This window comes from Nesterenkonia cremea (assembly GCF_014642675.1).
Lineage (GTDB): Bacteria > Actinomycetota > Actinomycetes > Actinomycetales > Micrococcaceae > Nesterenkonia > Nesterenkonia cremea.
The window spans coordinates 123,902-150,779 of sequence record NZ_BMIS01000001.1 but is presented as its reverse complement, the minus strand read 5'-3'; the positions used below and the strand labels follow the sequence as shown (position 1 = coordinate 150,779).

General features: G+C 68.6%; 29 protein-coding genes and 1 tRNA gene. 10 read left to right on the top strand and 20 right to left on the bottom strand.

Annotation, left to right across the window (positions count from 1 at the left end):
- Window position 1 precedes the first annotated feature (1 nt).
- The gene (locus tag IEW85_RS00715) at window positions 2–964 is read left to right on the top strand and encodes a carbohydrate ABC transporter permease (RefSeq protein WP_188682061.1); all 963 of its coding nucleotides are present in this window, start codon (window positions 2–4) and stop codon (window positions 962–964) included.
- Window positions 961–1,761 (top strand): carbohydrate ABC transporter permease, encoded by an 801-nt coding sequence (locus IEW85_RS00710; protein ID WP_188682060.1) that lies wholly within the window; start codon window positions 961–963, stop codon window positions 1,759–1,761. Before IEW85_RS00715 ends, IEW85_RS00710 begins: the two co-directional genes overlap by 4 nt.
- Before the next feature lie 2 nt (window positions 1,762–1,763).
- Here IEW85_RS00710 and IEW85_RS00705 read toward each other — a convergent pair whose 3' ends face one another.
- From IEW85_RS00705 to IEW85_RS00665, 9 genes are all read right to left on the bottom strand, one after another.
- Window positions 1,764–2,081, bottom strand: coding sequence for a PLD nuclease N-terminal domain-containing protein (locus IEW85_RS00705; protein ID WP_188682059.1), 318 nt, complete (start codon window positions 2,079–2,081; stop codon window positions 1,764–1,766).
- Window positions 2,082–2,202: 121 nt separating this feature from the next.
- Complete coding sequence (locus tag IEW85_RS00700; RefSeq protein WP_188682058.1) at window positions 2,203–3,042, bottom strand: glycerophosphodiester phosphodiesterase family protein; 840 nt, start codon at window positions 3,040–3,042, stop codon at window positions 2,203–2,205.
- A complete protein-coding gene (locus tag IEW85_RS00695; protein ID WP_188682057.1) occupies window positions 3,029–3,955 on the bottom strand; it encodes an HAD family hydrolase in 927 nt (308 codons plus the stop codon). The genes IEW85_RS00700 and IEW85_RS00695 overlap by 14 nt, the downstream gene beginning before the upstream one ends.
- 11 nt (window positions 3,956–3,966) lie before the next feature.
- Window positions 3,967–4,965: a carbohydrate kinase family protein gene (locus IEW85_RS00690; RefSeq protein WP_188682056.1), complete on the bottom strand. Its 999-nt coding sequence runs from the start codon at window positions 4,963–4,965 to the stop codon at window positions 3,967–3,969.
- A 20-nt stretch (window positions 4,966–4,985) separates the two neighbouring features.
- A complete protein-coding gene (moeB, locus tag IEW85_RS00685; RefSeq protein WP_188682055.1) occupies window positions 4,986–6,272 on the bottom strand; it encodes a molybdopterin-synthase adenylyltransferase MoeB in 1,287 nt (428 codons plus the stop codon).
- Window positions 6,272–7,081: a thiazole synthase gene (locus tag IEW85_RS00680; protein ID WP_188682054.1), complete on the bottom strand. Its 810-nt coding sequence runs from the start codon at window positions 7,079–7,081 to the stop codon at window positions 6,272–6,274. Before IEW85_RS00680 ends, moeB begins: the two co-directional genes overlap by 1 nt.
- A 3-nt stretch (window positions 7,082–7,084) precedes the next feature.
- Window positions 7,085–7,324, bottom strand: a complete 240-nt coding sequence (thiS, locus tag IEW85_RS00675) for a sulfur carrier protein ThiS (RefSeq protein ID WP_188682053.1) — start codon at window positions 7,322–7,324, stop codon at window positions 7,085–7,087.
- A gap of 28 nt (window positions 7,325–7,352) precedes the next feature.
- The gene (locus IEW85_RS00670) at window positions 7,353–8,684 is read right to left on the bottom strand and encodes an FAD-dependent oxidoreductase (RefSeq protein WP_188682052.1); all 1,332 of its coding nucleotides are present in this window, start codon (window positions 8,682–8,684) and stop codon (window positions 7,353–7,355) included.
- Entirely contained in the window at window positions 8,681–9,649 is a 969-nt protein-coding gene (locus tag IEW85_RS00665; protein WP_188682051.1) for a macrolide 2'-phosphotransferase, read from the bottom strand. Before IEW85_RS00665 ends, IEW85_RS00670 begins: the two co-directional genes overlap by 4 nt.
- A gap of 131 nt (window positions 9,650–9,780) precedes the next feature.
- On the opposite strand from IEW85_RS00665, the gene IEW85_RS00660 reads away from it, so the two are divergent.
- Window positions 9,781–10,389, top strand: coding sequence for a class I SAM-dependent methyltransferase (locus IEW85_RS00660; RefSeq protein ID WP_188682050.1), 609 nt, complete (start codon window positions 9,781–9,783; stop codon window positions 10,387–10,389).
- Window positions 10,390–10,583: 194 nt separating this feature from the next.
- Here the strand turns inward: IEW85_RS00660 and IEW85_RS00655 are convergent.
- Both IEW85_RS00655 and IEW85_RS00650 read right to left on the bottom strand, forming a co-directional pair.
- Window positions 10,584–10,654 (bottom strand) — tRNA-Gly (locus tag IEW85_RS00655).
- A gap of 100 nt (window positions 10,655–10,754) precedes the next feature.
- Window positions 10,755–11,420, bottom strand: coding sequence for a hypothetical protein (locus IEW85_RS00650; protein ID WP_188682049.1), 666 nt, complete (start codon window positions 11,418–11,420; stop codon window positions 10,755–10,757).
- Between the two features lie 264 nt (window positions 11,421–11,684).
- On the opposite strand from IEW85_RS00650, the gene IEW85_RS00645 reads away from it, so the two are divergent.
- A complete protein-coding gene (locus tag IEW85_RS00645; protein ID WP_188682048.1) occupies window positions 11,685–12,302 on the top strand; it encodes a malonic semialdehyde reductase in 618 nt (205 codons plus the stop codon).
- Window positions 12,303–12,365: 63 nt separating this feature from the next.
- On the opposite strand, the gene thiE is transcribed toward IEW85_RS00645, so the two are convergent.
- The gene (gene thiE, locus IEW85_RS00640; RefSeq protein WP_188682047.1) at window positions 12,366–13,088 is read right to left on the bottom strand and encodes a thiamine phosphate synthase; all 723 of its coding nucleotides are present in this window, start codon (window positions 13,086–13,088) and stop codon (window positions 12,366–12,368) included.
- A 92-nt stretch (window positions 13,089–13,180) separates the two neighbouring features.
- On the opposite strand from thiE, the gene IEW85_RS00635 reads away from it, so the two are divergent.
- On the top strand, window positions 13,181–14,164 hold the full coding sequence (locus IEW85_RS00635) for a bile acid:sodium symporter family protein (protein WP_188682046.1): 984 nt from the start codon (window positions 13,181–13,183) through the stop codon (window positions 14,162–14,164).
- A gap of 17 nt (window positions 14,165–14,181) precedes the next feature.
- Here IEW85_RS00635 and IEW85_RS00630 read toward each other — a convergent pair whose 3' ends face one another.
- Together IEW85_RS00630 and IEW85_RS00625 are read right to left on the bottom strand one after the other, a co-directional pair.
- Window positions 14,182–15,492, bottom strand: a complete 1,311-nt coding sequence (locus IEW85_RS00630; RefSeq protein ID WP_188682045.1) for an FtsX-like permease family protein — start codon at window positions 15,490–15,492, stop codon at window positions 14,182–14,184.
- Window positions 15,489–16,205, bottom strand: a complete 717-nt coding sequence (locus tag IEW85_RS00625) for an ABC transporter ATP-binding protein (RefSeq protein WP_188682044.1) — start codon at window positions 16,203–16,205, stop codon at window positions 15,489–15,491. The genes IEW85_RS00630 and IEW85_RS00625 overlap by 4 nt, the downstream gene beginning before the upstream one ends.
- Window positions 16,206–16,350: 145 nt before the next feature.
- On the opposite strand from IEW85_RS00625, the gene IEW85_RS00620 reads away from it, so the two are divergent.
- From IEW85_RS00620 to IEW85_RS00605, 4 genes are all read left to right on the top strand, one after another.
- The gene (locus IEW85_RS00620) at window positions 16,351–17,697 is read left to right on the top strand and encodes a sensor histidine kinase (RefSeq protein ID WP_188682043.1); all 1,347 of its coding nucleotides are present in this window, start codon (window positions 16,351–16,353) and stop codon (window positions 17,695–17,697) included.
- Complete coding sequence (locus IEW85_RS00615; RefSeq protein WP_188682042.1) at window positions 17,694–18,365, top strand: response regulator; 672 nt, start codon at window positions 17,694–17,696, stop codon at window positions 18,363–18,365. Before IEW85_RS00620 ends, IEW85_RS00615 begins: the two co-directional genes overlap by 4 nt.
- Before the next feature lie 112 nt (window positions 18,366–18,477).
- Window positions 18,478–19,239: an ABC transporter ATP-binding protein gene (locus IEW85_RS00610; protein ID WP_188682041.1), complete on the top strand. Its 762-nt coding sequence runs from the start codon at window positions 18,478–18,480 to the stop codon at window positions 19,237–19,239.
- On the top strand, window positions 19,239–20,930 hold the full coding sequence (locus IEW85_RS00605) for an ABC transporter permease (protein ID WP_188682040.1): 1,692 nt from the start codon (window positions 19,239–19,241) through the stop codon (window positions 20,928–20,930). Before IEW85_RS00610 ends, IEW85_RS00605 begins: the two co-directional genes overlap by 1 nt.
- Before the next feature lie 104 nt (window positions 20,931–21,034).
- On the opposite strand, the gene IEW85_RS00600 is transcribed toward IEW85_RS00605, so the two are convergent.
- Window positions 21,035–21,583, bottom strand: a complete 549-nt coding sequence (locus IEW85_RS00600) for a type 1 glutamine amidotransferase domain-containing protein (protein WP_188682039.1) — start codon at window positions 21,581–21,583, stop codon at window positions 21,035–21,037.
- A 116-nt stretch (window positions 21,584–21,699) separates the two neighbouring features.
- Between IEW85_RS00600 and IEW85_RS00595 the strand changes: the two genes are divergently transcribed.
- The gene (locus IEW85_RS00595) at window positions 21,700–22,248 is read left to right on the top strand and encodes an RDD family protein (protein ID WP_188682038.1); all 549 of its coding nucleotides are present in this window, start codon (window positions 21,700–21,702) and stop codon (window positions 22,246–22,248) included.
- A gap of 8 nt (window positions 22,249–22,256) precedes the next feature.
- Here IEW85_RS00595 and IEW85_RS00590 read toward each other — a convergent pair whose 3' ends face one another.
- The 5 genes from IEW85_RS00590 to IEW85_RS00570 all read right to left on the bottom strand — a co-directional run bounded on the left by IEW85_RS00590 (window position 22,257) and on the right by IEW85_RS00570 (window position 26,813).
- Window positions 22,257–22,490, bottom strand: a complete 234-nt coding sequence (locus tag IEW85_RS00590) for a hypothetical protein (RefSeq protein ID WP_188682037.1) — start codon at window positions 22,488–22,490, stop codon at window positions 22,257–22,259.
- Between the two features lie 120 nt (window positions 22,491–22,610).
- A complete protein-coding gene (locus IEW85_RS00585; protein ID WP_188682036.1) occupies window positions 22,611–24,257 on the bottom strand; it encodes an amidase family protein in 1,647 nt (548 codons plus the stop codon).
- Window positions 24,258–24,305: 48 nt separating this feature from the next.
- Window positions 24,306–25,142, bottom strand: coding sequence for a LysR family transcriptional regulator substrate-binding protein (locus IEW85_RS00580; protein ID WP_188682035.1), 837 nt, complete (start codon window positions 25,140–25,142; stop codon window positions 24,306–24,308).
- A 32-nt stretch (window positions 25,143–25,174) separates the two neighbouring features.
- On the bottom strand, window positions 25,175–25,864 hold the full coding sequence (locus IEW85_RS00575) for an MPN domain-containing protein (protein ID WP_188682034.1): 690 nt from the start codon (window positions 25,862–25,864) through the stop codon (window positions 25,175–25,177).
- A 250-nt stretch (window positions 25,865–26,114) separates the two neighbouring features.
- Window positions 26,115–26,813, bottom strand: a complete 699-nt coding sequence (locus IEW85_RS00570) for a dienelactone hydrolase family protein (protein ID WP_188682033.1) — start codon at window positions 26,811–26,813, stop codon at window positions 26,115–26,117.
- Between the last annotated feature and the right edge of the window lie 65 nt (window positions 26,814–26,878).

Sequence of the window (26,878 nt, the reverse complement as noted above, 5' to 3'; positions counted from 1 at the left end):
GATGACGACGCCGACCGTTCAGGACCGTGCCGAGACCTCGCGCAGAGAGTCCCGGACCGCTGCCGCCGCGGCGGCCAAGCGGCGGGAGCGCGCCGAGGGGTGGAGCCGCCGGGCGCCGCTGCTGCCCGCACTGCTCTTCGTGATCGTCTGCACGCAGATCCCCTTCCTGCTGACCATCTGGTACTCGCTGCGATCCCGCAACCTGCTCCGGCCCGAGGGTGAGGAGTTCGTGGGTCTGCAGAACTTCGCGGACATCTTCGTCGACTCCACCTTCCGCACCGCCGCGCTGAACTCGATCATCATCACCCTCGGCTGCGTGTTCGCCGCCCTCATCCTCGGGCTGATCCTCGCGCTGCTGCTGGACCGGAAGTTCCCCGGACGCGGCGTGGCCCGCACCCTGCTGATCACCCCGTTTCTGATCATGCCGGTCGCCGGGGCGATGCTGTGGTCCATCTCCATGTTCAACCCCACCTACGGTCTGGTGAACTGGCTGATCGGGCTCGTCGGATTCGATCCCGTCGACTGGACCTCCCAGTACCCGGTGCTCTCGATCATCGTTGCCCTGGTGTGGCAGTGGACGCCTTTCATGATGCTGCTGCTCCTGGCGGGCCTGCAGTCCCAGCAGAAGGACGTGCTGGAGGCCGCGCAGATGGACGGCGCCGGCTGGTGGAAGACCTTCCGCTACGTGACTCTGCCGCATATGCGCTTCTACATGGAGCTGGCAGTGCTGCTGGGCGCGATCTACGTGGTCAACACCTTCGATCACATCTACCTGATGACCGCCGGCGGACCCGGCACCGAGTCGGCGAACCTGCCCTACTACATCTACCAGCGGGCCTTCCTCGGCTTCGACATCGGGCAGTCCGCCGCGATGGGCGTGGTCACCGTGGTCGCCACCATCGCCATCTCCCTGCTGGCCCTGCGGCTGATCTTCCGCAGCATCAACGAAAAGGTGCAGTCATGAGCAAGATTCTGACCACCCTGGCGTGGTTCGCCGCGTTCATCTTCTTCGCCCCGGTGCTGTGGATGGTGATGACCAGCTTCAAGCAGGAGGCCGAGGCGGCGTCCTCGCCCCCGACCTTCTTCTTCGAGCCGACGCTGGACCAGTACCGGGCCATCTTCAGCTCGGAGGCCGGCAGCCACTTCCTGAACTCGTTCATCGCGACCACGGTCTCCACGCTGCTGGTGCTGGTGCTCGCGATCCCGGCAGCCTACGCGCTGAGCATCCGGCCGGTGAAGCGGACCCAGGACGCGCTGTTCTTCTTCATCTCCACCAAGATGCTGCCGATCGTCGCGGTGATCATGCCGATCTACGTCATCGCCGGCAACATCCGGATGCTGGACAATCTGGCGCTGCTGATCATCCTCTATACGGCGATGAACCTGCCGATCGCGATCTGGATGATGCGCTCCTTCTTCCTGGAGGTTCCCGGGGAGGTGCTTGAGGCGGCCTCGGTGGACGGAGCCCCCCTGCTGATGACCATGCGCAGGGTCCTCATCCCGATGGTCGCTCCCGGGATCGCCGCCACGGCGCTGATCTGCGTGATCTTCGCCTGGAACGAGTTCTTCTTCGCTCTGAACCTCACCGCGGCCGAGGCAGCCACTGTACCGATCTACCTGATGAGCACCATGACCTCCGAGGGGCTCTTCCTGGCCCAGCTCTCTGCGGCCTCGGTACTGGCCTCGCTGCCGGTGGTCATCGCCGGCTGGATCGCCCAGAAGCAGCTGGTCCGCGGACTGTCCATGGGTGCGGTGAAGTAGACCTATCGGTACTCCTCCGGAGGCATCCTCTCGGCCCGGCCCTTGGTGGGCCGGGGGTTGTTGCGGCGGTGCCGGATGGTCTCACTGATCAGATAGATCAGTGGGCCGATGATCGGCAGGAACAGCACGACGGCGGCCCAGGCCATCTTCTGACCGCCCGTGTGAGAAGTCTGGATGAGCACCATGAAGGCGGCCACGATCAGCCCGAAGGCGGCGATGCCGCCCACCCGCAGCCACCACGGGATCGGCTCGCCTGACTCCAGGCCGAGGACGCTCAGCTGCGCCGTACCCAACGCGAGGGTTGCCGACAGGATCTCCATAGGCCCAGCGTAGGAGCCGGCGTCGGGCTCACGGAAGGTTCGGTTGGCGCGCAGGTGTCGCTCTCAGCGCGAAATCGCTGCCATTCCGACACCTGCGCGCCAAGAGAACGGAAGGAAACAGTCAGCGCTGGGGCCAGACGGCGCCGTCGCGCTCAGTCATGACCTTCGCCAGGGCTGCGGCATCGTCGGTCATCAGCCCGTCCACGCCCATGTCCAGCAGACGGTGCATCTCCGCGGGCTCGTCCACCACCCAGACGTGGACCTGCAGCCCGGCCTGGTGGCAACGGCGGATGAACCCGCGGGTGACCACGCGGATGCGGCCCTGGCTGATGGGGACCTGTAGGCAGTCGATCTCGGCGGCGCGGCGGCCCGACCGCCTCATCAGACCCAGCGGCCCCAGCAGCACGATCAGCGCTGTGACCACCCAGCCGCCCGAAGCGGCGGTCCGGCGGCTCAGTGCCCTCCGCACCCGATGCCGGCGAGCGTCGTTGAAACTCGCCGCCAGCACCCGGTCATGAGCTCCGTGGGCCTCCACCAGGCGGGCGAACTCCTCCACGGAGGCCTCGTCCTTCAGATCCACGTTGAGGTGGACGTCCTCCCAGCGGGTCAGCAGCTCCTCGAAGCGCAGCAGAGGCTCGCCGCTGGCACGCAGCCGCAGGGCGGAGAGCTCCTCCCAGGTCTTCTCGCTCAGCCGTCCGGCGCCGTCGGTGATGCGGTCCAGGGATTCGTCGTGGAAGACCACCAGCACCCCGTCGGAGGAGGTGCGCACGTCGATCTCCATGTAGCGGTAGCCCATGGCCACGGCATCCTCGAAGGCGGCCATCGTGTTCTCCCGCGCCGGGTCTCCCCCGCGGTGGACGAAGGCCAGGGGCGAGTGGTGCAGATCCACCGTTCCGGGGGCACCGGGCCGTGAGTTCAGCAGGTAGGGAACGTCCCTATAGGGATGCTCACGGTAGGACACGCGCGCCCTCCAGCAGCCGCTCGATCACCTGGGCGACGCCGTCGTCGTCGCAGTCTGCGGTCACGTAGTGGGCGGCGGACTGGGCCATGGGATGAGCCGATCCCACGGCCCATGAGGTGCCGGCCCACTGCAGCATCTCGATGTCGTTGGGCATATCCCCGAAGGCCACGACGCCGCCAGCATCCACACCGAACTCAGCACTGACACGCTTCAGGGCTGAGGCCTTGTTGACCCCTTGCGCGGAGAGCTCCAGCAGGCTCACACCCGGGGCCGAATGGGTCACGCTGAGCAGGTGACCCACCCGCTCATGGACCTTCTCCAGAAACAGGTCGGCATCCATGACTGTGGTCTTGACCAGCAGCTTCACCACGCGGTCAGCGGCATGCCCGACGCCGACCTCCCCGCCCGGTGTGCGCGCAGCACCCAGGGCGTCACGCTCCAGGGTCTCGTCCAGCGGGCCCAACCGCAGGGTCTCCTCGGTGATCCCTGCGGCCCGGCGCCGGTCCTCCTCGAAGAACAGCGAATCCTTCAGGAACTCCGGCTCGGAGTGCAGATGCTCCAGGGTCTCGGCCGCAAAGGAGGCCTGCGGGTCGATGTCCAGGATCAGGTCCTTGGCCTCGAAGAGCATCTCGGCCTCCAGCGGGTCCTCCCGCAGCAGCCGGTCCTCGGCCAGGTCATAGGTCACGGCGCCGTTGGAGCAGATCACCGGGCCGATGGCGCCCAGGGCGTCACTGACCGGCTTGAGCCAGCGCACCGGGCGTCCGGTGACCAGCACGATCTTCACTCCGGCCTCGCGAGCCGCGTGGAAGGCCGCCACCGTCCGACTGCTGACCGATCCGGAGACCGCCGAGCGGTAGCTCAGAATGGTGCCGTCGATGTCACTGGCGATGAGCCGCAGGTTCCGCCCGTCCATACCAGCCATGATCAGCTCTGCGGGGCGGTGCCGGCTGCACGGTCGGCCTCCACAGCGGCGCTCAGCTCGGCCGCCGTCGGGGGCTGTGCGCCGAAGCGCGAGGAGGTGATCGCCGCGGCACGGGCAGCCGTGCGCAGCACCGTCCTGACCTGGTCCAGGCTCAGATCGTGCAGGGCCCGGCGCTGTTCAGCACCCAGCAGACCCATATCCCGCAGCGTGGAGAGTGTGGCGGCCATGAAGGAGTCCCCGGCGCCCACCGTGTCCGCCACCTCGATGGGGAAGGCAGGCTGCTCGGCGAAGCCGGAGCGGGCCAGGGCCATGGCCCCGGAGGCGCCGCGGGTCACAGTGATCAGCGCGGGACCCAGCTCCAGCCAGGCGTGCATGGTGTCCTGGTGGCTGCGCTCGGGGTAGAGGAGGTCGATGTCATCGGTGGAGGCCTGGACCACGTCGGTCAGCGCCAACATCTCCTCCACCTGGGCACGGGCCTCCTCCCGGTTGGGGATGATGGAGGGCCGGTAGTTGGGGTCATAGGAGATCGTGGCGGTCTCCCGGGCGCGGTGCAGCACGCCTTTGACCGTCTCTGCGCCCGGCTGCATCATCGCCCCGATGGAACCGGTGTGGAGCAGCTCGAGTGCGTCGGTGTCGGCGTCGCGCTCCCGCACCAGCTGGCAGTATTTGGCCTCCACCTCTTCGGCCGAGGGCAGGGTCCAGTCCAGGCTGAACTCGTAGGTGGCCTGGCCGGTGGGATCCAGCGTGGCCTTGGCCACCGAGGTGGGAGCGGAGTCTGCCTCCAGCAGCGGGGTGATGCCCTGGGCGCGCAGGCTGCGCGCGATCATCCGGCCGTATTCGTCATCCCCGCGCCGACCGGCGAAGACCACCTCATGGTCCAGGCGCGAAAGGCCCACAGCCACGTTGAACGGGCTACCGCCGACGTGCGCCTTGGGGGCAGACGTCTCCGAGTGGACGACATCCACCAAGCATTCGCCGATGACTGCCAGGTATGAACTCACGCCTCTAAACTACCTCACATTCAGCGGCTGACCCGGCCATGGTTCTGGAACTCGCTGAACCCGCCCACCAGGTTACGCAGGGGCAGCTCCGGGTGCCGGCTGCGCAGCAGGTCCAGGCCCTGCCGCGAGCGCGCCCCGATCTTGCAGTAGAGCACCAGCGGCCGCTCCTCAGTGGCCTCCTCGGCACCCGGTATCTCCACCCCGGGGTGGACCAGCTGGTCCAGCGGGATGTTCACCGCACCCTCGACGTGCCCCATGGCGTACTCCCAGGGCTCGCGGACGTCGACCACCAGGGCCTGATCCTCCTGGACGCGGCGCAGCAGCTCCCCGGGGCTGATGTCGTGCTGGTCATAGGGGACGCCCACGAAGGGATCGATATCACCCGGGGTCACCGGGATGTCGGGCGGGTCTGCCACGTGCTCTTCTCTCTGCTCTGTCTGGGCTGCTGGGGACTGCTCCGCAGCGGGATGCTCCGGGGCGGGGCTGAACCCGCCGAGCCCACTCACATCGGCACCGATCTCGGTGACCGGCTCACGCTCCGGATCCGGCTTCAGCGTGATCTCTCGGAAGCTCGCGGCCAAGGCATCGTAGCTGAGCACCCGGCCCAGCAGAGGCTTCCCGACGCCGGCCAGGAACTTGATGGTCTCGGTCGCCATGAGCGTGCCGATCACCCCTGGGAGCACCCCGAGGACTCCGGCCTCGGCGCAGGTGGGGACCTCGCCGGCGTCGGGGGCCTCCGGGTAGAGGTCCCGGTAGGTGGGGCCGCGGCCGCCCTCGGGCCAGTGCTCCTGGGTGGGAGCCGACCAGAACAGGCTGACCTGCCCGTCGAAGCGCAGGATGGAGCCGCTGACCAGAGGCTTCCCGGAGATCTCGCAGGCATCGGAGACCACGTAGCGGGTGGCGAAGTTATCGCTGCCGTCCACCACGATGTCGGCGGGCTCCACCAGCTCCAGGGCGTTCTGCGGGGTGATGGGCTCGCGGATCTCGCGGATCTGCACCTCCGGATGGAGTCCGCGCATGACCTCGGCCGCGGATTCGGTCTTGGGCCGGCCGATGGCCTCCTCGGAGTGGATGACCTGACGGTGCAGGTTGGAGCGGTCCACCACGTCGTGGTCGATCACGTCGATGCTGCCCACTCCGGCCGCGGCCAGGTAGGTCAGGATGGGCGAGCCGAGCCCGCCGGCCCCGACCACCAGCACGCGGGCCTGCAGCAGCCTGACCTGAGCCTGCGGGCCGAAGCCGATCAACGAGAGGTGCCGCTGGAAGCGCTCCAGCTGGCTCTGCGAATACTGGGAGATATCGGTCATCAGGTGAGCTCTTCGACGGGGTTGATCAGCCCTTCGAAGGCGGAGGAGGCCTGGGCGTGCTCGCGGCGTGGGATCCGGCCTGCGCTGCGGGAGAGGTAGCCGGCCTCCACGGCGCGGCGGGTGGCCTGGGCCATGGCAGTGGGCTTCTGGGCGCGGGTGACCGCGGAGGCGACCAGCACGGCGTCGCAGCCCAGCTCCATGGCCTGGGCGGCCTCGGAGGCCGCGCCGATGCCGGCGTCGAGCACCACCGGCACATTCGCGCGGGAGGCGATGAGCTCGATGTTGTGCGGGTTCAGGATGCCCAGGCCGGTGCCGATGGGGGCGCCCAGCGGCATGACCGCGGCCGCCCCGGCGTTCTCCAGGCGCAGCGCAGTGGCAGGGTCGTCGATGGTGTAGACCATGGGGATGAAGCCGCGGTCGGCCAGCTGCTCGGTGGCCTCGAGGGTCTCGATCACATCCGGCAGCAGGGTGTGCTCATCGGCGATGACCTCCACTTTGATGAGGTCGGTCTCCAGCGCCTCGCGGGCCAGCTCGGCGGTCAGGACCGTGTCCTTGACCGTATAGCATCCGGCGGTGTTGGGCAGGATGTCGATGCCCAGGCGCTCCAGCATGGAGAACACGCTGGTCTTGGTGTCCGGGCTGTAGCGGCGCATGGCCACAGTGGTCAGCGTGGTGCCGGAGGCGACGAGCGCCTTCTCCAGGGCCTCCAGATCAGTGATGCCGCCGGTGCCCATGATCAGGCGGTTCTGAAGGGTGTATCCGCCCACTTGGAGGGCAGGGATGTCCTGCGTGATGGTCTCAGTGGTCATGACTCAGCCTCCCTGGACTGCTGTGACGATCTCCAGCTCCTCGCCGCCGGTGAGCTCCGTGGCGGCCCAGCGGCTGCGCGGGACCACGGCAGAGCCGACCGCGACGGCCACGCCGAGCCGGCCGCCGTCCACCGGGGTCCCGTCGGCGTTGAGCTCGCGTCCGGTCAGATGCGCGACGGCGTCGACGAGCGTGGCGCCCTCGGGCAGCTTCACGTCTTCCTCATTGATACTGACAGTGAGCATTCTTCTCCGCTCGGATCTGAAGGGGGCTCTAGGGGGAACGTCTGCTGGGCCGTGTATGTTCCAGGCGGTCCAGGGCCATCGACTTCAGCATGGCGCTGTCCCGCTCCCCCAGTTTCTCACTGTTGAGCAGCGCGGCCGAGAGCCGGGCGGCCAGCGGGGCCAGCAGGATGCCGTGGCGGGAGTAGCCGGTGGAGACCACGACGTCGGGATGCTCCGCCAGCGCTCCCAGATAGGGCCGCTCATCGGGGGTGCCGGGACGGGCGCGGGTGGTGATCTCGGCCAGCTCCATGTCTTTGACCCCCGGCAGCACGGCGACGGCATCGTCGAGCAGCTCCTGGACCGAGCCGGCGTGGGTCCCGGTGAGCCCGTCCTCGCGGGAGGAGGCGCCGACCACCAGGCCGCCCTCGCCGTCAGTGCTCTCCGGGCCGCGCGGGACCAGGTAGACCGAGCGACCGCGGACCGTGGCCCGGACGGTAGCACGGACCGTGTCCGGGGCGCCGCGCAGACGCAGGACATCGCCGTGGACCGGGCGCAGCTGCAGAGGAGCGGCCTCGGGCAGACCGGCGATCTCCGGACAGCCCAGGCCAGGGACGATCAGGACCTTCTGGGTGGAGAGGGTGGCGCCGTCCTCGAGGGTGACGGTGTAGGGCTGGCTGGAGTTGGGGTCACTGGTGCTGGCGGGCGTGGTGCTTCCGGACGCTGTGGGGGTGCTGCCGGAGGCGGCGTCCACGCGGGCGGCGCGGGCCTGCACCCAGGTGGCGGGCGGGCCGGCGTCGGGAAACTCTGCGGCGAACTCCGGGGTGTCCAACGGCGCGTTCAACGCATCCACGGCGCAGCGGACCAGCTGACGGGGATCCACCTGGTGGTCCGAGGGCACATCCCAGGCCTTGGCCAGACCGGGGGCCAATGAGGGTTCGCGGCTGCGCAGCTCACGCGAGGTCAGCGGCTCAACCTCCATGCCGTGGGCCTGCTGGACGCTGACCAGATCGGCGACGGCGTCGCGATCGGAGCGGTCGGCGGCCAGCAGGATGGTGCCGTTCTCGCGGTAGCCGGTGGGGGTGTCCCCAGCGCGGGCCAGTGCGGCCAGGAAGGCAGGGTACTCGGCTCGGGAGGCGGTCATCAGCGGCCACAGCTCATCCTGGCCGTATTGGACCTCGCTGACCGGGGCGAGCATGCCGGCGGCCGCATAGGAGGCGTCCTGGCCGGCGTCGGGAGCGATGATGGTCACCGCATGCCCGCTCAGCCGCAGCTGCCAGGCCGAGAGCAGCCCGACGACGCCGGCCCCGATCACCGCGGTCCGGGGGTGGGGTGAGGTGCTGGCGGTGGGTGCGGTGCCCTGCTCAGGCGCGGTTCCTGTCATACGGGGTCACCGCCGTCGGGGTCGGAGGCGAGTTGGGCCGCGGCGGCGTCGTGGTGGGCCTGCTCCCCGGTCTCCAGCGCGTAGAGCCCGTAGCCCACGGCTCCGGCGGACCAGAAGATGCGGCAGTGCTCCAGCAGATGCTCGCGGGGCTGACCACCGGCCTCGGCATAAGCCTCCAGAGTGACGGTGAAGGCCTCCTCGCCGCCGATGGCATAGGAGAATAGGAGGTCGCGGGCGGGGTCGTCCACCCGGGCGGTGGTCCAGTCGATGACGCCGGTGATGCCGTCGTTCTCGTCCACCAGGACGTGGCCGGGGTAGATCTCGCCGTGGGTCATGACGGTGCGCTGGGGCCAGTAGGCGTCCTCGGCCAGCCAGTACTGCCAGCTGGCGGTGCGCTGAGGGTGGACGTCGAAGTGGGCGGTGACCTTCTCGATGTCCTCGCGCCACTGCTGGCGGACCTGCTCGGGCTCGCGGACCTCGACGCCGGCGTCGCGGGCCTTCTCGGCGTCGATGCTGTGCAGCTGGGCGAGCAGCGTGCCGAAGCGCCGCGCGTAGTCCTCGGAAGCCGGATCCAGGGTCCAGTGCTGCTCGCCGTCCTTCAGCGTCATACCGGGGGTCCCGGGCACGGCGGGGTAGGCGATGAGGTCCTCGGAGCGGATCCGCCAGTCCGGGACAGCCGCCTCCAGGTGGGCGCCGACCAGGTCCAGGATGGCGACTTCGGCGGCCATGGTCTCCACCACGGAGGGGCGGCGTGGGATCCGCAGAACCCAGCGCTGGCCGGCGTCGTCGTCGGCGAGGGCCACCTGATAGTCCAGCCCAAAATCGACGAACTCCACGGACTCCTCGGTCAGGCCCAGCCCGTGGCGCGCGGCCAGGGCCAGCAGGTCAGCGGGGGTCTCGGGGACGGAGCGGGGCGCAGGGGCCTCGGCGGGAGTGTCAGCAGGAGTGTCAGCGGCGGAATCCACCCCTGCAGGATACCGAAGGGTTGAACGGCCGCGGATGCATAGTGCTTCTGCGGATGTATGGACACATCAGGGCATGCATCGGCAGAAGGCCTATACACAGACGTCGGCTGCGGGCCCATAGGATCGAAGGTATGGCTTCCACGGCAGATGCAGATTGGGCCGCGTACTACCGCTCCATGGAGGGCCGCGCACCACGAGAGCTCGCCGTCCGCGCCGCGGCACTCTTCCAGCAGCCGGGCGAGGCCCTGGACCTGGGCTGCGGGGACGGCACTGAGACCCTGCATCTGCTCGATCAGGGCTGGCAGGTCACCGCCGTGGACCGCGAGCCGGCCTCCATCGACTGGGTCAGCCAACGCCCCGGGGACCATCCGCGGCTGAGCACGCAGACCGTTGACCTTGCAGAGTTCGCGCCGCCGGCGTCGGACCTCATCCTCTCCTGCATGACGCTCCCCTTTCTGCCGCCTCAGGAGCTCGACGCCGTCTGGGACCGGCTCCGCGCGGCGTTGCGGCCAGGTGCCGTGCTGGCCGTGAACCTGCTCGGGGATCGGGACTCCTGGGCCTCGGGCAACCAGACTGTAGAGGGCATGACCTTCCACACCCGCGCGCAGACGGACCAGCTGCTGGACGGCCTGGATGTCGTGGAACGCCAGGAAGAGGAATACGACGGCAGAAGCGGACGCGGGCCCAAGCATTGGCACCGGTGGGACATCATCGCCCGGCGGACGCAGACGCCGGCCTGACCCGTAGCGCAGCGGCCATCCCTCTGCCGGGAGCGTCTATGCCCAGGGGTCGTGGCCATGTCACGCCTACGTTGGGTGGGCATCGCCATGATCGGTGAGCATATTCGGCAGGGGCGCGGGACGCTGCGCCGACCAGAGCTCAGAGACGCCGAAGGCCGGACACCTTCCTGAGGTGCCCGGCCTTCGTGCTGCGGAGCGGGCGACGGGAATCGAACCCGCGTCGTCTGCTTGGGAAGCAGAAGCTTTGCCATTAAGCTACGCCCGCTTGGCCGCCGTCCGTGTGCGAGCGATGACACCACAGACGGCGTGCTGACCATTCTAGCCTTTCAGCCGAGGCGGCCGGCGTCCACCCTTCAACCCAGAATTCAACCTTGGGTCCGGTGCTGGGCCAGCTGGCCCTGAACCTGACTCCGAGCCTCCTGATCCTGGCGAGCCTCACGATAGGTCAGTGCCGCTGCAGCCGCGGCCATGACCACCCGCGGCGCAGGGACGCGCATACGCTGCAGCGCCCGCTCCGCAGCGTCATCAGCCCACCAGGCGAAACGCCATGTCCCGTAGGCGAATCCACCGACGACGAGCGCCGCCGCAGTGCGACTCATCCAGCTGACCTGCGGACACTCCGCGTCCTCGCGCGCTCCTGCGGAGGAACCCGACGACGCCGATTCCCCTTGTTCAGACTGTTGCTGCCGCTGAGAAGCTTCTTCCTGCCGCTCAGCGCCTTTCCGCTGCTCGGCGTCTCCGTACTTGGCGCCCAGGGCCTTGAGCAACCCGCTCGTTGCGCCTGGACTCAGCGCAACGGCCATGACCAGCCCAGTGCTGCCCCAGGTCAGGCCCTGCCTGATCCACCCCGGATACTTCCGGGCGGGGATGAGGCTGAGGCCCCCGACCACAGCCGCCTGGGAAGCTGCGCTCCAGCCTGAGGCACCGGCAGCACCCTCGCGCGCAACACGCCGACTGGCCCTCGTCTCGGCACGGGAGGGGGCGACGGCCGGAGCTTCAGGGCGGGCAGGCTCATCACTGGAAGAACTCATGCCTCCACCTTAGGCACCCAGTACTCCCCCAAGCACCTGCCACCCTCGTTTTACCAAGCACTTCTAGGATTACCCAACCGTATACGGCCAGGTAACACGGATTCCGCTTGGTAAAACGAGGGTGTGGGTGGGTGTGGGGCAGGCCGGGGCGCGGGCCGCCGATGAGCCACAGCGCAATGTGGGATACCTCACCCAACGGAAGTGCTGAGCGGCCAGCGGCGTTCGACATGGTCAGATGCCGTCTACCGAAGGAGCCTGCCACCCATGAGCGCCACTACCGTCCCCACCCTCGACAACAAGGCGCTGGACGCACTGTTCTCCGAACGTCACACCACCAACTTCTTCACCGACACCCCGGTGGATCCGGCGCTGGTGCGCGAGTCCTACGAGGATGCGCGGTGGGCCCCCACCTCCATGAACATCCAGCCACTGCGGATCAGCGTGCTGCAGCAGGGCCCGGCGCGCGAGGCCGTGGTGGAACACATGCTGGAGAACAACCAGGCCAAGACTCAGGCCGCCCCGCTGACCATCGTGGCTGCGATGGACCCCAACTGGCACGAGCATATGGAGACGCTCTTCCCGCATGTGCCCGGGCTGCGCGAGAACTTCGACGGCAAGGAGGAGGCACGCCTGGCGATGGGCCGGGACAACGCCTTCCTGCAGCTGGGCTACCTGCTGCTCTCACTGCGCGCCCACGGCCTGGAGGTCGGGCCGATGACCGGCATCAAGGCTGAAGGTATCGACTCCGTGCTGCACACCGAGAACAGCTGGAAGACCCTGGCGGTGGTGAACGTGGGCCACGGCGCAGACGCCTCTCAGCAGAACGCTCAGCGGCCGCGCGGGGCACGGCTCCAGTTCGACGAGGTCAGCCAAATCCTCTGAGACTGGCTGTTGAGGTCGGCTCCCTGAGGTGGTCCGGCACCGCGGGCCGGCTCAGCCGACCGCTCAGGCCGGGAGCCGCCCGCGCAGCGCCGCGGCGGCCGCGCGGGCATCCTCGGCCTGGGTCACGGCGCGCACCACGACCACACGGTCGGTGCCCACTGCGGTGACCTCGCCGATGTTCTGAGCGTCGATCCCGCCGATGGCGAAGAAGGGCTTGGAGGACTCCAGCCCTGCGGCCTGCCGGGGCAGCTCCACCCCGACGGCGGCGCGGCCGGGTTTGGTAGGGGTCTCCCAGACCGGGCCGGTGCAGAAGTAGTCCAGGCCGATGTCACCGTCGGCCTCCCTGACCTGCTCGAAGGTCCGGCAGGAGCGCCCGATGACCACATCGTCGCCCAGAATGAAGCGAGTCTGCTCCGTGGAGAGGTCGTCCTGACCCACGTGGAAGACGTCGACGCCGGCCAGCAGCGCGAGATCGGCACGGTCGTTGGCGGCGGAGAGCCCCCCGTGCTCATCGGCGACCTGCTTGAGCAGGGAGAGGGCGGCGAGCTCGGTCTGCGCGGAGACCTGCTTATCGCGGATCTGGATGATATCCACTCCCCCGGCGTAGGCCTCGGAGAGGAAGCCGCGCAGGGCCTCGAAGTCCAGTTCCTCCACGGGGCCGGCCTCGGGGCGGGCGATGAACCGCTGGAGGTCGGTGCAGATGTAGAGCCGTGAGGCGAGCAGACGCTCGCGGCGCAGCTGTCCGAGGTGGCTGGGATCCGGGGTGGTGGCCGTCGTATCCGTCATGCCCCCAGCCTACTCCCGGGAGCAATCCCACACTCTGGGATGCGGCTGAGCCACCGTTGACGGCGTCGCTCTGTGAGCCGACGATGTGAAGCATGTCTCACTCGTCACCCACCGGGCCGGCGCCCACGCGCGCGCCCGCGGATCAGAGCCCACGCAGCGCCAAGCTGGCCGTCACCGTCTTTCCGCTGCTGATCATCGGCGGCGCCGCGCTGGCCCTGCTGCTGCCGAGCACCTTCGCCCCGCTGGGCGCCGGCGTCACCTATGCACTGATGATCATCATGTTCGGCATGGGCCTGACGCTGACCCTGCCTGACTTCGCACTGGTGCTGAAGCGCCCGACGCCGGTGATCGCCGGCGTCGCGTTCCAATACGGCCTGATGCCGCTGATCGCCTTCGGCATCGCCTGGGTGCTGCAGCTGCCGCCGGCGCTGGCGGCAGGTCTGATCCTGGTGGGCTGTGTGCCGGGCGGCACCTCCTCGAATGTGGTCACCTATCTGGCCCGCGGCGACGTCGCGCTCTCAGTGACGATGACCTCCATCTCTACGCTGCTCTCACCGCTGCTGACTCCGGCGCTGTGCCTGTGGCTGGCCGGGCACTTCCTGCCGGTTCCAGCGGGGGAGATGGCCTGGAGCATCGTGCAGATCGTGCTGATCCCCGTGGTGGGCGGCATCCTGCTGCGCCTGCTGCTGCCGCGGATCATCCAGGCGGTGCAGCCGGCCCTGCCCTGGGTCTCGGTGCTGGGAATCACCTATGTGGTCCTGGCCGTGGTGGCCGGCTCTCACGATGAGCTGATCTCCGCCGGAGTGCTGCTGATCCTGGGCGTGGTCATCCACAACCTGTGCGGCTATGGGCTGGGCTATCTGGCGGCGGCGCTGACCCGCGCGCCGGTGCCCACCCGCCGGGCGATCTCGGTGGAGGTGGGCATGCAGAATTCGGGGCTGGCCGCCGGGCTGGGCGGCACCCACTTCTCACCGGAGGCCGCCCTGCCCGGGGCGATCTTCTCGGTCTGGCACAACATCTCCGGAGGCCTGCTGGCCTCAGTGTGGGGCCGCCGCCCCTCCACGCCGAAGCGCTGAACTGCGCCGCTGCGCCTTCACCGCAGCTGGGCGACGCTGCGCAAGGCGGGGCGCGTGCTCAGCATGCCCAGCCGGATGAGCCCGGCGCCGCCGATCAGCGCCAGAACCACAGTCGCCACGGCGAGCGGACTGACGACGATGGCGTAGCCCAGCACGGGCAGCACAAAGATGCAGGCGGCTCCTACCGAGATGATCAGCACCGCCGTCAGGCTCCGCATCACCGAGAGTCGACGCACCCGCTGCAGCTGGTCCAGGGTGAAGCCCATGCGGACCATCCCCGCGCAGAGGTCTCGACGATCCACGATCTGCGCAGACTGGTTCAGGGCCACGGAGCAGGCAGTCATCAGGAAGGTGACAGCCAGGGTGACCATCACGCCGCGCTGGATGTCACCGATCATCACCTGCTCCGCCGCGGTGATGTTCCCCTGCTCGAGACCCTGCATCAGGGCGGCTCCGGACCCTGCGATGACCCCGGTGAAGGCTGCGATGGCCGCGCCTCCCACCTGCCGCCACATCTGCTGCGGGGACTCGAGCACACCGCGGGCCGCGATGAGCTTCTCCGCAGTCTTCGCCCGCTTCACCTGCACCACTGCGACCAGCCGCAGCACCCACGGTCCGATCAGCTGCACAGCCAGCAGCGGCACAGCCAGGAAAGCCAGGAGCACTCCGAAGATCAGCGCCTGGTTCTGCAGCGGCACGCTGTAGTAGATGACCACCACAGCGACGACGGCGATCCCCGCCACCACCGCACGTCCGCCCCACACCTGCTGAGCGCTGCGGCTGGTCCTGATGCCCAGCGGAGTCACGCGGATCCGCTGCAGACCCAGGAAGGATGCGACGACGGCGAAGAACAGCACCCCGGCACAGACACCGGCCAGCACTGTGGACCCCACCCACAGACCTTCGGCCCCCATCCGCCGGCCGGCGAAAGGGATCAGCCCGACGGCGGGCATCAGCGCGAGGTAGAGGACGACGCCGGCCAGGGTGCCCACCGCGGCGAGGACGGCCGCCTCTGCGACCACCAGTCCCCGGAGCTGACCGGAACCCGCGCCGAGCAGACGAAGCGTGGAGAGCCGTTCGTCCCGCCGCCGAGCCAGCAGGCGCGCAGCGGAGCTCATCAGGGCGAACATGGGGATCAGCAGCAGGACCAGGGCGATGGAGGCGAACAGCCCGTAGAGCATCCCGAACTCTGGGTGGTCGAGGGAATAGAGCCGCAGCGCTCCGCCCAGGACCATCAGTCCGATCCCGCTGGTCAGGGCGAAACCTGCTGTGGGGAGCAGCCAGACGGAGCGTTCGGCGAACAGACGGGTGAGCATCAGGCGGATCATCGAGACTCCTCCACACGGGTCTCCTCCACGCGGGAGTCGTGCACGACGCGACCATCCTCCAAGCGGATGATCCGGGAGCAGCGAGCGGCGACGTCGGCGTCGTGGGTGACCATGACCAGCGGAGCACCGCGGCTGGTGGTGGAGTTCAGCAGGGCGTCGAGCACCTGGGTCGACGTCGCCGAGTCCAGTGCGCCGGTCGGTTCATCGGCGAAGACTATTCCGGGGGTCACGGCCTGGGCCCGGGCGATGGCCACCCGCTGCTGCTGACCTCCGGACAGTTCGCCCGGGCGGCGGGACTCCATACCCGCAAGGCCCAGTGCGGCGAGCCACTGATCCGCGTGCTCCTCAGCCCTCCGGCGGCCGGAACCTGCGAGCATGAGCGGCACGGCCACGTTCTCTCGGGCTGTGAGTTCCCGCAGCAGCAGTCCTTCCTGAAAGACGAACCCGACGCGCTCACGCCGCAGCCGCGCCCGCCTCTCCGCGCTGAGGGCAGAGACGACGACGCCGTCCTCGCTCCCGTCCCGCAGCCGCACCTCGCCCTGGTCCGGGGAGAGGATCCCGGAGAGCAGGTGCATCAGAGTAGTCTTGCCGGAGCCTGAGGGGCCCATGATCGCCACGGATTCGCCCTGACTGACCTCCAAGCTGATGCCGTCGACGGCTGACTGATCTCCATACTGCTTGGTCAGGCCTACGGCCCAGATGACTGATCCCATCACTCTTCCTTTCGACAGCTTCCACGATCCCGTCTTCGCCGCGCCGGCACATCGGAGCAGAGGAGGAAGTGTCGGAGCCCAGGGCCGTCGGATCTCATCCCCAGGTCTGAAGCCCGCAGAAGGAGGGGGCTCCTAGACTTGATGCATGACCGCCGCCCCTGCCTCGTCTGTCCCGCGCACGCCTGTGCATGTGCGAGCGGTCCGATTCTTCGAGGCTCGCCCATGGCTGGGGTCGTCCTTCCTGGCGCTGCCCCTGGCCGTGGCGGCCTTCTCGGCGTGGGGGCTCAACCGACCCAGCATGGGGATGCTGGGCGGCCACGTGCTGTGGCCCCTCATGCTGCTGCTGGACCTGGCGGCGATCGTCCCGGTGGCGATCAGCCGGATCCGGCCGGGTTGGGCCGTGGCCGTGTCCGGCACCGCCTGCACCCTCCAGATCCTCACCCTGCAGGGCCCGGGATGGTCCTCTCTCGCAGTGCCTCTTCTGGTCTATGCTGCGGCGAAGTACGGATCCCGGCGGATCTCCCTGACGGCTCTGGGGTGGGGCCTGCTGGGCGGTCTCCTCGCCGGGGGGACCATCCTGGTCGGCTACCTGATCCGGTGGTATCAGCATGACCCGGACGAAACCACCCTCTACGGCCCGGATCCCCTGACGGAACTGCCGATCCTGATCGTCGTCATGCTGCTGGTCGCCGGGTTCTGCGCCGCCGTCGTCGTGGGGGCGTGGACCATCGGGGACCTGGGCGGGCGCCGTCGTCGCGAGCAGGCGGCCGTCAGCGAGAAGAACCGTCTGCTCGAAGTCGAGCGTGACCAGGAGGCCCGCCTCGCCGCGGATGCCGAGCGGATGCGGATCGCACGGGAGATGCACGACGTCGTCTCCCATTCGATGAGTGTGATGATCGCCCAGTCCGACGGCGGCCGGTACGTGGTCCACCAGAACCCCCACCAGGCTGAGGAGGCGTTTCAGGCCATCGGCACCACCGGCAGGGAAACCCTGAGCGAGCTGCGCCGTATGCTCGGTGTGCTCCGCGAAGACTCAGAGGAGCTCGCCCGGCGCCCGGCCCCGAATCTCGACGGGCTTCCTCAGCTGCTCGAGGACGTCCGCGCCTCCGGACTCGATGTCTGCCTCGAGGCCCTCCCCGAGGATCTCCCGCCCCTGACCGAGGGCGCCGGGCTGACCGTCTACCGGATCATCCAGGAGGCGCTCACCAACACACTCAAGCATGGAGGCGAGCGAGCCTCCGCCACCGTAGGTCTCAGCGTGGCCCCCGGCGCCGAGAGTTCCGCTGCGCAGGAGCTGAGGCTCGAGGTCCGCGACACCGGACAGGGAGCGGCCGCTCTCTCTGACGGCGCAGGCTCCGGGATCCGCGGCATGACCGAACGTGCCCGCCTCTATGGGGGCGACGTCGAGGCCCGAGCCCACAGCGACGGTTTCGTGCTGGGTGCACGGTTCCCGCTGCACCGCGTCGTCAGCGCGGAAGGAACACCTCGATGACCACCACCGTCCACCTCGCCGACGATCAGGCCCTGCTGCGCGCCGGCTTCGCCATGGTCATCAACTCCCAGCCGGATATGACCGTCACCGGTCAGGCCGGAACGGGCGCCGAGGCCCTCAGAGCCGCCCGCGACCACCAGCCCGACGTCCTCCTCATGGACATCCGCATGCCGGAGATGGACGGCCTGGAGGCCACGGAGAAGATCGCCGCGGATCCCACACTCGCCGATACCCGGGTCATCGTGCTGACCACCTTCGACACCGATGAGTACGCTCTGCATGCGCTGCGTGCCGGAGCTGCGGGCTTTCTTCTGAAAGATGTTCAGCCGGAGGTGCTGCTGGACTCGATCCGCACCGTCATGCAGGGCGGAGCCGTCATCGCCCCCACGACCACCCGTCGGCTGCTGAACTCCGCGCTGCTGGGGGACGGGGCCGCGCCCTCCCCCAGTCCGGATCAGCAGAGGAGGCTCGCCCTCCTCACCGGCCGGGAGCGCCAGATGCTGGAGGAGATGGCCACCGGGGCCTCCAACGCGGAGATCGCCGCGAAGCTCTACGTCTCGGAGGCCACGGTGAAGACCCACGTGGGTCACGTGCTCGCGAAGCTGGGTGCCCGTGATCGCGTCCAAGCCGTCGTCTTCGCCTACGAAGCCGGCGTCGTCGTCCCATGATCTTCCGCTGGACCAGAGCTTTCGCCGGATCCCGAACTCAGACCACAGGATGAGATGAGATTCCGACCCCAGCCCGATGTGCCCCAGAATCAGTGCTCGTACGGTGGAAACTATGACGACGCATACTCCCGTCGCCGCCCTCGACGCGGTGACCGCTGAACACCTCTCCAAGACCTACGGGACCGGGGACGCCGCCGTGAGACCCCTCCGAGACCTCTCCCTACGGATCCCGAACGCCTCCTTCACCGCGATCATGGGACCATCCGGATCAGGGAAGTCCACACTGATGCATGTGCTCGCCGGGCTCGACGCACCAGACTCCGGGGAGGTCATCCTCCATACCGCCGAGGGGCCCGTGGCGCTCACCGGACTCAGCGACAAGACGCTGACTGCGGCACGCCGCGACCACATCGGCTTCATCTTCCAGGCCTATAACTTGGTGCCTGCCATGACGGCCGAGGAGAACATCCTGCTGCCCGCGAGCCTGGGTGGCCGCAGCGTGGACCGGAATCTCCTGCACACGGTGACCCGACGGCTCGGACTCACCGATCGCCTCCACCACCGACCTGCGGAACTCTCCGGCGGCCAGCAGCAGCGGGTCGCCGTGGCCCGGGCGCTGGTCTCCCGGCCCACCGTCATCTTCGCCGATGAGCCCACCGGCAATCTCGACTCCCGCACCGGAGCCGAGGTGATGGCCCTGCTGCGCACTGCGGTCGATGAGTTCTCCCAGACCGTCGTCATGGTGACCCATGACGCCGCCGCGGCGGCGCAGGCGGACCGAACCGTGATGCTCGCCGACGGCCACGTCACCGAGACCCTGGAGAAGCCCAGCGCCGAGCACCTCGCAGCACGAATGATCGAGGCGGCGCACTGATGCGCGCGGCCGTATTGCGCACGAACATCCGTTCCTCCGGCGGGCGCCTCTGGGCCGCCGCGTCCGCGATCACCATCTCAGTCACCTTCATCGTGGCGGGCATGCTGTTGGCCGACTCACTCCAACGCGGCATCGAGGCTCAGGCGGCCGAAGAGATCGGCGGCGCCGATATCGTGCTGGAGCCCTACGCCCTCTATGAGGAAGGGGAAGAGGCAGTCGATCAACTGGTCAGCGACCTCACGGCCCTCGACTCTGTGGCAGAGGTGGACATCCGGGGAGAAGGCTTCCCCAGCCTGCAGCTCATCCTCGAAGAGGAGCACCGCGAAGACCCGGACGCGGCGCAGGAGGCCCGGGATGAGGTCCAGGGACTCATCGACGACGACACCGCCCTGTTCACCCAGCAGGAGTACATCGACCAGTGGATCGAGCTGCGGACCGGAGGGGCGACTGCTCTGCAGTTCGTGCTCGGTGGATTCGGGGCGATCGCCGCGTTCGTCTCAGCGATCGTGATCGCCAATACGTTCCAGGTGGTGGTGGCCTCACGGCGCAAGACCCTCGGCCTGCTCCGTGCGGTGGGAGCGGGCTCCGCCCAGCTGCGCAGTGCGGCATTGGGCGAAGGAGCTCTTCTGGGGGCTGCCGCCTCGGTGGCCGGAATCCTGCTGGGATGGGTGGCGGCCTGGGGCCTCACCGTCTCTCGAGCGGACCTCTTCGGCGGCGGAGCCGATCTCCTGCCTGCCCAGCTCACCCCAGCACCGGCTCTCATCGGTGTGCTGATCGGGGTGGGTGTGACGGTCTTCGCCTCTGCCTGGCCCGCTGTTCGGTCCGGACGCACCTCTCCGATGGAGGCGCTGCGACCGGCGGACCTCAGCTCGGGTGGAGCCGCTGTGCCCATGGTGCGGACCCTGGCCGGACTGCTGTTCGCAGTCCCAGGCTTCGGACTGACCGTCTACGCAGCGGCCTCCGAGCACTACAGCGACCCGGTCACGGGCTTGGCGATGCCGCTGCTGGGCATCGCTGGGGGCATGCTGACCTTCTTCGGAACGCTTCTGCTGGGCCGCCTGATGATCCCCGTCCTGGTGGACCGGCTCGGGCGTCTGGTGGGCGCTGTCACCGGCCTGCGTCCCTCAGCACCCCTCGCCGGCCGAACCGCCCGGCAGTCCCCGGGCCGCACCACTGCCACCGCCTCCGCGCTGCTGGTGGGGGTGACCCTGGTGGTGACCTTCACCGTCGGTGCAGCCACCACACAGGCCTTCCTGGAGGAAGAGTTCTCCGACCAGGGAATGATCGACCAGGTGCTCGCCGTCGTGCTTCTGCTGGTCGCAGTGAGCGTCGTGGTGGCCATCATCGGAGTCTCCAACACGATGGCTCTGTCGGTGATGGAGCGTCGCAGGGAGGCGGCCCTGCTGCGAGCGCTCGGCTCCACACGCGGCACGATGGGGCGGATGGTCAGCATCGAAGCCCTGCTTCTCGCCCTCGTGGCCCTGCTGATCGGCACCGCACTGGGCACCTTCTTCGGCTGGGCCGGGGTCAGCTCCCTGATCGCGCTCGAGGAGGTGAGCATCGGCGTCGCAATGCCCTGGGGCAGACTGGCTCTCATCTGGTGCGCAGCCGCAGGTGCAGCTCTCCTCGCCGCCTGGCTTCCGGCACGCAGCTTCGCCCAGACTCCGCCCGCTCAGGGTCTGGCAGGCTGACCCTCCCCCGCGGGGAGGCCGCGCGCAGACGTGTGCCCGCCCCGGAGAGCATCCGGAGCGGGCACACGTGTCAGCTGAAGTGATCGGCGGCTGCCCGCCGCTGATCAGGCCTGAGCGACCACCTGGAGGAAGGAACGGTTGAAGTCCTCCAGGTCGTCCGGGGTGCGCGAGGTGATCAGGCCGTTGCTGACCACGGCGGACTCGTCCACCCACTGGGCGCCGGCGTTGACCAGGTCGGTCTTCAGGGAGGGGTAGCTGGTGACGCGGCGGCCCTCGATGCCGCCCACCTCGGTGAGGATCCAGGGGCCGTGGCAGATGGCGGCGATGGGCTTGCCGGTGTCCACGAAGCCCTTCACGAACTCGCGCGCCTTCTCGTCCACGCGCAGCGCATCTGCGTTGAGGGTGCCGCCGGGCAGCACCAGGGCGTCGAAGTCCTCGGAGCTCACGCTGCCCAGCTGGTGGTCGACGTCGAAGTGGTCGGCGTGGACCCAGTCGCCGGTCATCGCCTGCAGCGAGGACTCCTTGGGGGAGACCACTTCGGCGGCCCCGCCGGCGGCCTGGATGGCGGCCAGCGGCTCGGTCAGCTCAGGCTGCTCCACGCCGTCGGTCACCAGCAGTGCGATGGTCTTTCCTGCGATGTTCTGATCAGCCATGATGTGCTCCTTCTCGATGGGAGTGTGACCTTTCACCCGTGGCCAACACGTGAGCCCCGCGTCTTCTTCCAGGAACAGCGCATGGTAAGCAAGGGGCAGAGAGAAGGAGCACCACGATGCCGAAACCCTCCCGTGACTCGGACCCTCAGGGTCCGCCCAGCCGCCCCTTCATCAGGCTTCCCGACGCCGGTGAGCAGCTGCTCGCCGGTGCCGGCGAGCGCTTCTTCGCGCGCCTTCTGGACGGTGTGCTGCTCGTCGCCCTGCTGATGCCGCTGGTGATCGCCGCGCAGGTCTCGGCGGAGGATCCGGAGGCGGCGTCGCTGAATCTGCCCATATGGCTGCTGCTGGTGCCGGTGCTGCTCTATGATCCGTTGCTGCTGCGCTGGCGGGGCGCCACTGTGGGCAAGATGATCGTAGGGCTGAAGGTGCTGCGCGTAGACACCGGTCAGGTCCCGACGATGGACAAGGCCATTATGCGCACAGTGCTGCTGGTGCTCTTCGGGCTGCCGCTGTGGGCACTGCCGGATCCGTTCCACCTGCTGGGCCTGGCGGTGGTGGGCGCGCTGGTCGTGGCCATCACGCAGCAGCCGCGCCGGCAGGGCTGGCATGACCGGGCGGCGTCGACTGTGGTGGTCAACGCGCGGGAGTCGCGCCGGGACAACTGAGCGCAGGGTCAGTGCTGGGGCTCGGCCGGGATGTCCTGGGGCATCTTGGCCCGGCTGCTGATGATGGTGAGCAGGCCGGCGATGTTCAGCGCCGTGGCGAAGACCGAGCTCCCGGGCGAAATGTCGCCGACGGCGGGCCAGGAACCCACGATCACCACGACCACTCCTGCCAGCATCAGTGCCACACCTGCCCAGAGGCGCAGGGGGCTGGTGGTCACCATCGCACGTCTGGCATCTGCCACTGGCGATCTCTCCTCAGCTGACTTTCTGGCCTGGGTCACTGGTCCGGCCGATGATACTGGTCTCGGGAGTCCTGGGACAAGGGCGTCTGCGCGGGGACTGCCGGGACTGCCGGGGCTGCCTCAGGGGCAGTCGCCCGGCAGGCTGTCCACGGCAGCCATCGTGCAGCGGAACAGGCTGGGGTTGACCTCCGCCGGGGACTGCCAGACATCGGCCGCCTGCTCGAAGGCGTGGGCGTAGCCCAGCAGCTCGGCGTCGGACCATTCGGTGCCCAGGAACATCAGGGCGGTGGGATGCTCGCCGGGGTCCATGTACCCGCTGGGCACACTCACCGTGGGGTAGGTCGCCCGCGCTCCGATGCCCACAGTGGAGCCGTCGGAGACGATGGCGTCCAGGTCATCCTCCTCAAGGGTGTCATCGATGGCCGAGCGGCTCTGCTCCAAGCCGCTCTCCAGGTCCTCCTCATAGGCGGCACTGTCGGCAGGATCGTCCAGATCGATCCCGGCGGCCTCCTCCAGCAGACCCTGACCGAACTTCAGGGCGGCGTCGGAGTTCTCCTCGTTATAGGCGATGATCTCCTCCAGCGAACCCATCGGCGCGTCATCAGGCAGCTGCGCGAGGTACTCATCCAGGTCTCGGCCGAACTCGTCCAGCAGGATGTCATCAGCCTCCGTGGCGCCCAACGGATCCACCTCCACCAGCTCAGCGCCCTGCTCCTCGAGCACCTCCAGGGACTCCTCATAGGCCGCGACGCCGGACGGCTCGCCGTTCTGCTCCTCCTCGTCAGGCTCATGCTGGGAGGGCAGGTATCCCAGCCGCACGCCCTCCAGGGAGGCCCCGTCCACGGCCTCGGCCAGCTCCTCAGGATCCACCTCGGCGCCGGGATCCGTCATGGCGGCCGAGAGCACGGCGGCATCCTCCACACTGCGGGCCATCGGCCCGGCCGTGTCCTGGGTGGTGGAGACCGGCAGCATGCCCTCCTGACTGATCAGGCCCACCGTGGGCTTATGGCCCACCACGGAGTTCGATTCGGCCGGCAACAGGATGGAGCCGGAGGTCTCGGTACCCACAGTGGCGGCCGCCAGCCCTGCGGAGGCGGCCACACCGGAGCCGGAGCTGGAGCCGCTGGGCGACTCGGTCACGTCATAGGGGTTGAGCGTCTGCCCGCCCAACGAGCTGTAGCCGGCCGGGGCATCCGAGGTCATGAAGTAGGCGAACTCGCTCAGATTGGTCTTGCCCAGCACGATCGCCCCGGACTCCCGCAGGGCCTCCACCAGGGCGGCGTCCTCCTCCGGCACGGAGTCAGCCAGGGCGGTGGATCCGGCGGTGGTGGGCAGACCTCCGACGTCGATGTTGTCCTTGATCAGCACCGGCACCCCGTGCAGCGGGCCGCGCAGCTCGCCGTCCTCGCGCTCGGCGTCGAGGGCCTCGGCCTCCTCCTCGGCGTCGGAGTTGAGCATACGCACCGAGTTCAGCGCCGGCCCGCTCTGATCCAGCCCCTCGATCCGCTCGGTATAGGCCTCGACCAGCGCCTCAGAGCTGACCTCCCCCTCCTCAAGAGCCTGGGCGACCTCGGTGAGCCCGGCGCCGGCCAGGTCCATCTCCACGTCCTCGTCCACCGGGTGCTGGGCGTAGGTCTGCTGGTGCTCAGTGGTCCCGGAGTCGGAGTCCCCGGCGCAGGCGGTCAGGGCCAGGGCGGCCAGGGCAGCTGCTGCCGTGGCGCCGGCGGGACGGGAAGAGGTCGGGCGCGGGTGCGGGTAAGCAGACATCGCCGACGGACTCTACCGGGCTTTCCTGACCCGTTCCTGACCGTCGACTCAGCGCCGCCTCCGTGCTTTCGGTGAGGAGGGGCGGCGCCCCGAGCGCGCGGGACCGGAAGACTTTCCGCGCGACTTCTTCTGGGCCGAGCCGCTCTCAGCGCCGCCCTTGACACCCTTGGACGACCCTTTGCCGGAGCCTTCGGCGGCACCCTTGGCCGCGGGGGTGATGGCGCTGCGTCCACTCCCTGGCTTGCGGCCGCGGGCCACGCCGATGAACTCCTGGATGAGGTCGCTGTCCTTCTCCTTCAGCCAACCCAGGCCCACCTCATAGCCGGGGATGTCCTCCACCCGGCGGATGACCACGTCCTTGCGCGAGAGCATCCGGGCCACGGAGTTCGGCAGGATCAGCAGACCCGCTCCGGAGGCGACCACCTCCAGCGCGATGCGCTCTGCACGGGCCAGCTCGGCCCCGGCCAGCGGCTCATGGGGGTCAGGCTCCTGGCCAGGGGCCATCTCCGCGACATCCAGGAAGGACTCCTCGGCGATCTCCTCCCAGGTCACCGACTCTTCAGCGGCGGCCACCCAATGGTCCTGGGCGGCGCAGACCACCGGCTCCTCGCGGTAGAGCAGCACTCGGGAGAACTGGTCCTTGTCCAGGTCGGGCTCGCCCTCGCGCAGGCGGATGTAGCCGACGTCGGCGGTGCCCTCCTGCAGCCGGGCGAGCTGGCCGGCGTCGTCGTAGTGGTCCACGCTCAGACGGAAGCGCGGGTAGCGATCCCTCCACCGCGAGGCCCATTTGTCCGGAGTGGCGCCTGGGATCGCCCCCAGCTTCAGTCCGTCCTGCGCGGCTCTCTGCGGGCTCTCGCCGCCGCCCTGCTGGCCCTCATCCTCCATCCCCTCAGTCTATGAGGAGGCAAGCCGAAGGATCAGTCGGCGTCGGGGCCCTCTTCGAAGACCTCGTGAGTGGCATCGGCGATCTGGGAGAAGTCGGCATCCGGATCATCGGAGAAGCCCATGACCAGCAGGTGGTTCTGGCCGTAGCTGTAGCCGCCGATCAACAGGATGCCCTCCTCATCGGCGTCCCGCACGGTGACCAGAACGCTGTCCAGCGTGGTGTCCAACTCACCGAGCTCAGCACCCTCCATGTCCTCGTCCTCCTCGGCGGCGCTTTCGTAGCAGACGCGCATCAGCTCGAGAGCCTCATCGGTGACGTCGGACTCGTCATCGGTGGAGAAGGGAATGGCGACGAAGTAATCCTCCTCATCGTCATCGGAATAGGGCGCCTCGCCCTGAGCGACGAGCTCCACCTCCTCGAGGTTGTCCTCAAACTCCTCGAGCTGGTCCTCACACTCATCGCCGGTGTCGATGTCGCTGAACATCATGCCCATGCGGAAGAGCAGGCTCTCTGCCCCGGCATCAGTCTCACCAGCCGAAGGCGCCTCCACGTCCTGCCAGCCCTCCGGGATGCGATCGCCGGTGGGGACCACAGTCTCCAGCTCCTCGGCGCTCATCGGCTCGCCGGGCACCGAGTTGCAGGCGGTGAGCAGCAGGGCGGATCCGGCGGCCAGTCCGGTGATCGCGGCGGTGCGCGCGGTGCGGGAGCGGTGGTTCGGCATCGGGCAGTCCTTCCATCAGGGCTTCTCTGGTGCGTCCTTCACCCCTGAGCCTACGTGCTTTTCGGCTCGTGTTGTGCCCACACGGAGCTTCTGTCCAGGGGAGCCCGTCACCCCAATCTTTCCCACCCGACATGCGCCGTGGAGGTCAGAGTCCCGCCGAATCGCGTACCCCGTTGTCGACAATGAGGCACGCAATCAGCTCATTCGCACAGTTCCGGTACGCGATTCCGCAGGGAAGGAATGAAGACCCTCAGGCCACCTTCTCCTGGAGGAAGCTGACGGAGCGGTCCCAGGCCAGCTTGGCCCGCTCGGCGTCGTAGGAGAAGAACTCCACCTGCGCACCGGATTCCTCGCGGATCTGCTGCTTCTGCTGCTGAGCCTTCTCCGGCGGGTACATCTGGTCCTGGTCGGCGTAGTGGCTCTGCACTGCGACCTTGACCCCGGTGTAGACCTCCGGGACGGCCTGGCCCACGCCGCAGAAGGGCACGGCGGCGGAGATCTTCTCGCCCTGCTGGGCGGCCAGGGACAGCACGAATCCGCCGCCCATGCAGAAGCCGATCGCACCCACCGTGGAGGAGGTGACCTTCTCGTGTCCCAGCAGGAAGTCGGTGGCTCCGGCCAGTTGGCGGGCGCCCTCCTGGGCCGGCAGTTTGGACATCATGCCCCCGGCCTCCTCGCCGTCGTGGGTGATCCATCCGCCGTAGAGGTCGGGTGCCAGGGCCACGAAGCCCTGCTCGGCCAGGCGGTCGGCGACGTCCTTGATGTGGTCGGTCAGACCCCACCACTCCTGGATCACGACGACCCCGGGGCCGGAGCCCGACGCCGGCAGCGCCACGTAGCCGTGGCCGGAGCCCGACGCCGGCAGCGCCACGTAGCCGTGGCCGGTATCGGTCACATCGGAGTCGGGAAGCGGGAAGGTGATGTTCTGATGCGGAGTCTTCTCAGCCATGACACCGACTCCAGCAGCGAGCCGGCCTGATAGAAATGGACCAGATCCAGGAGTGCAGAACGCGA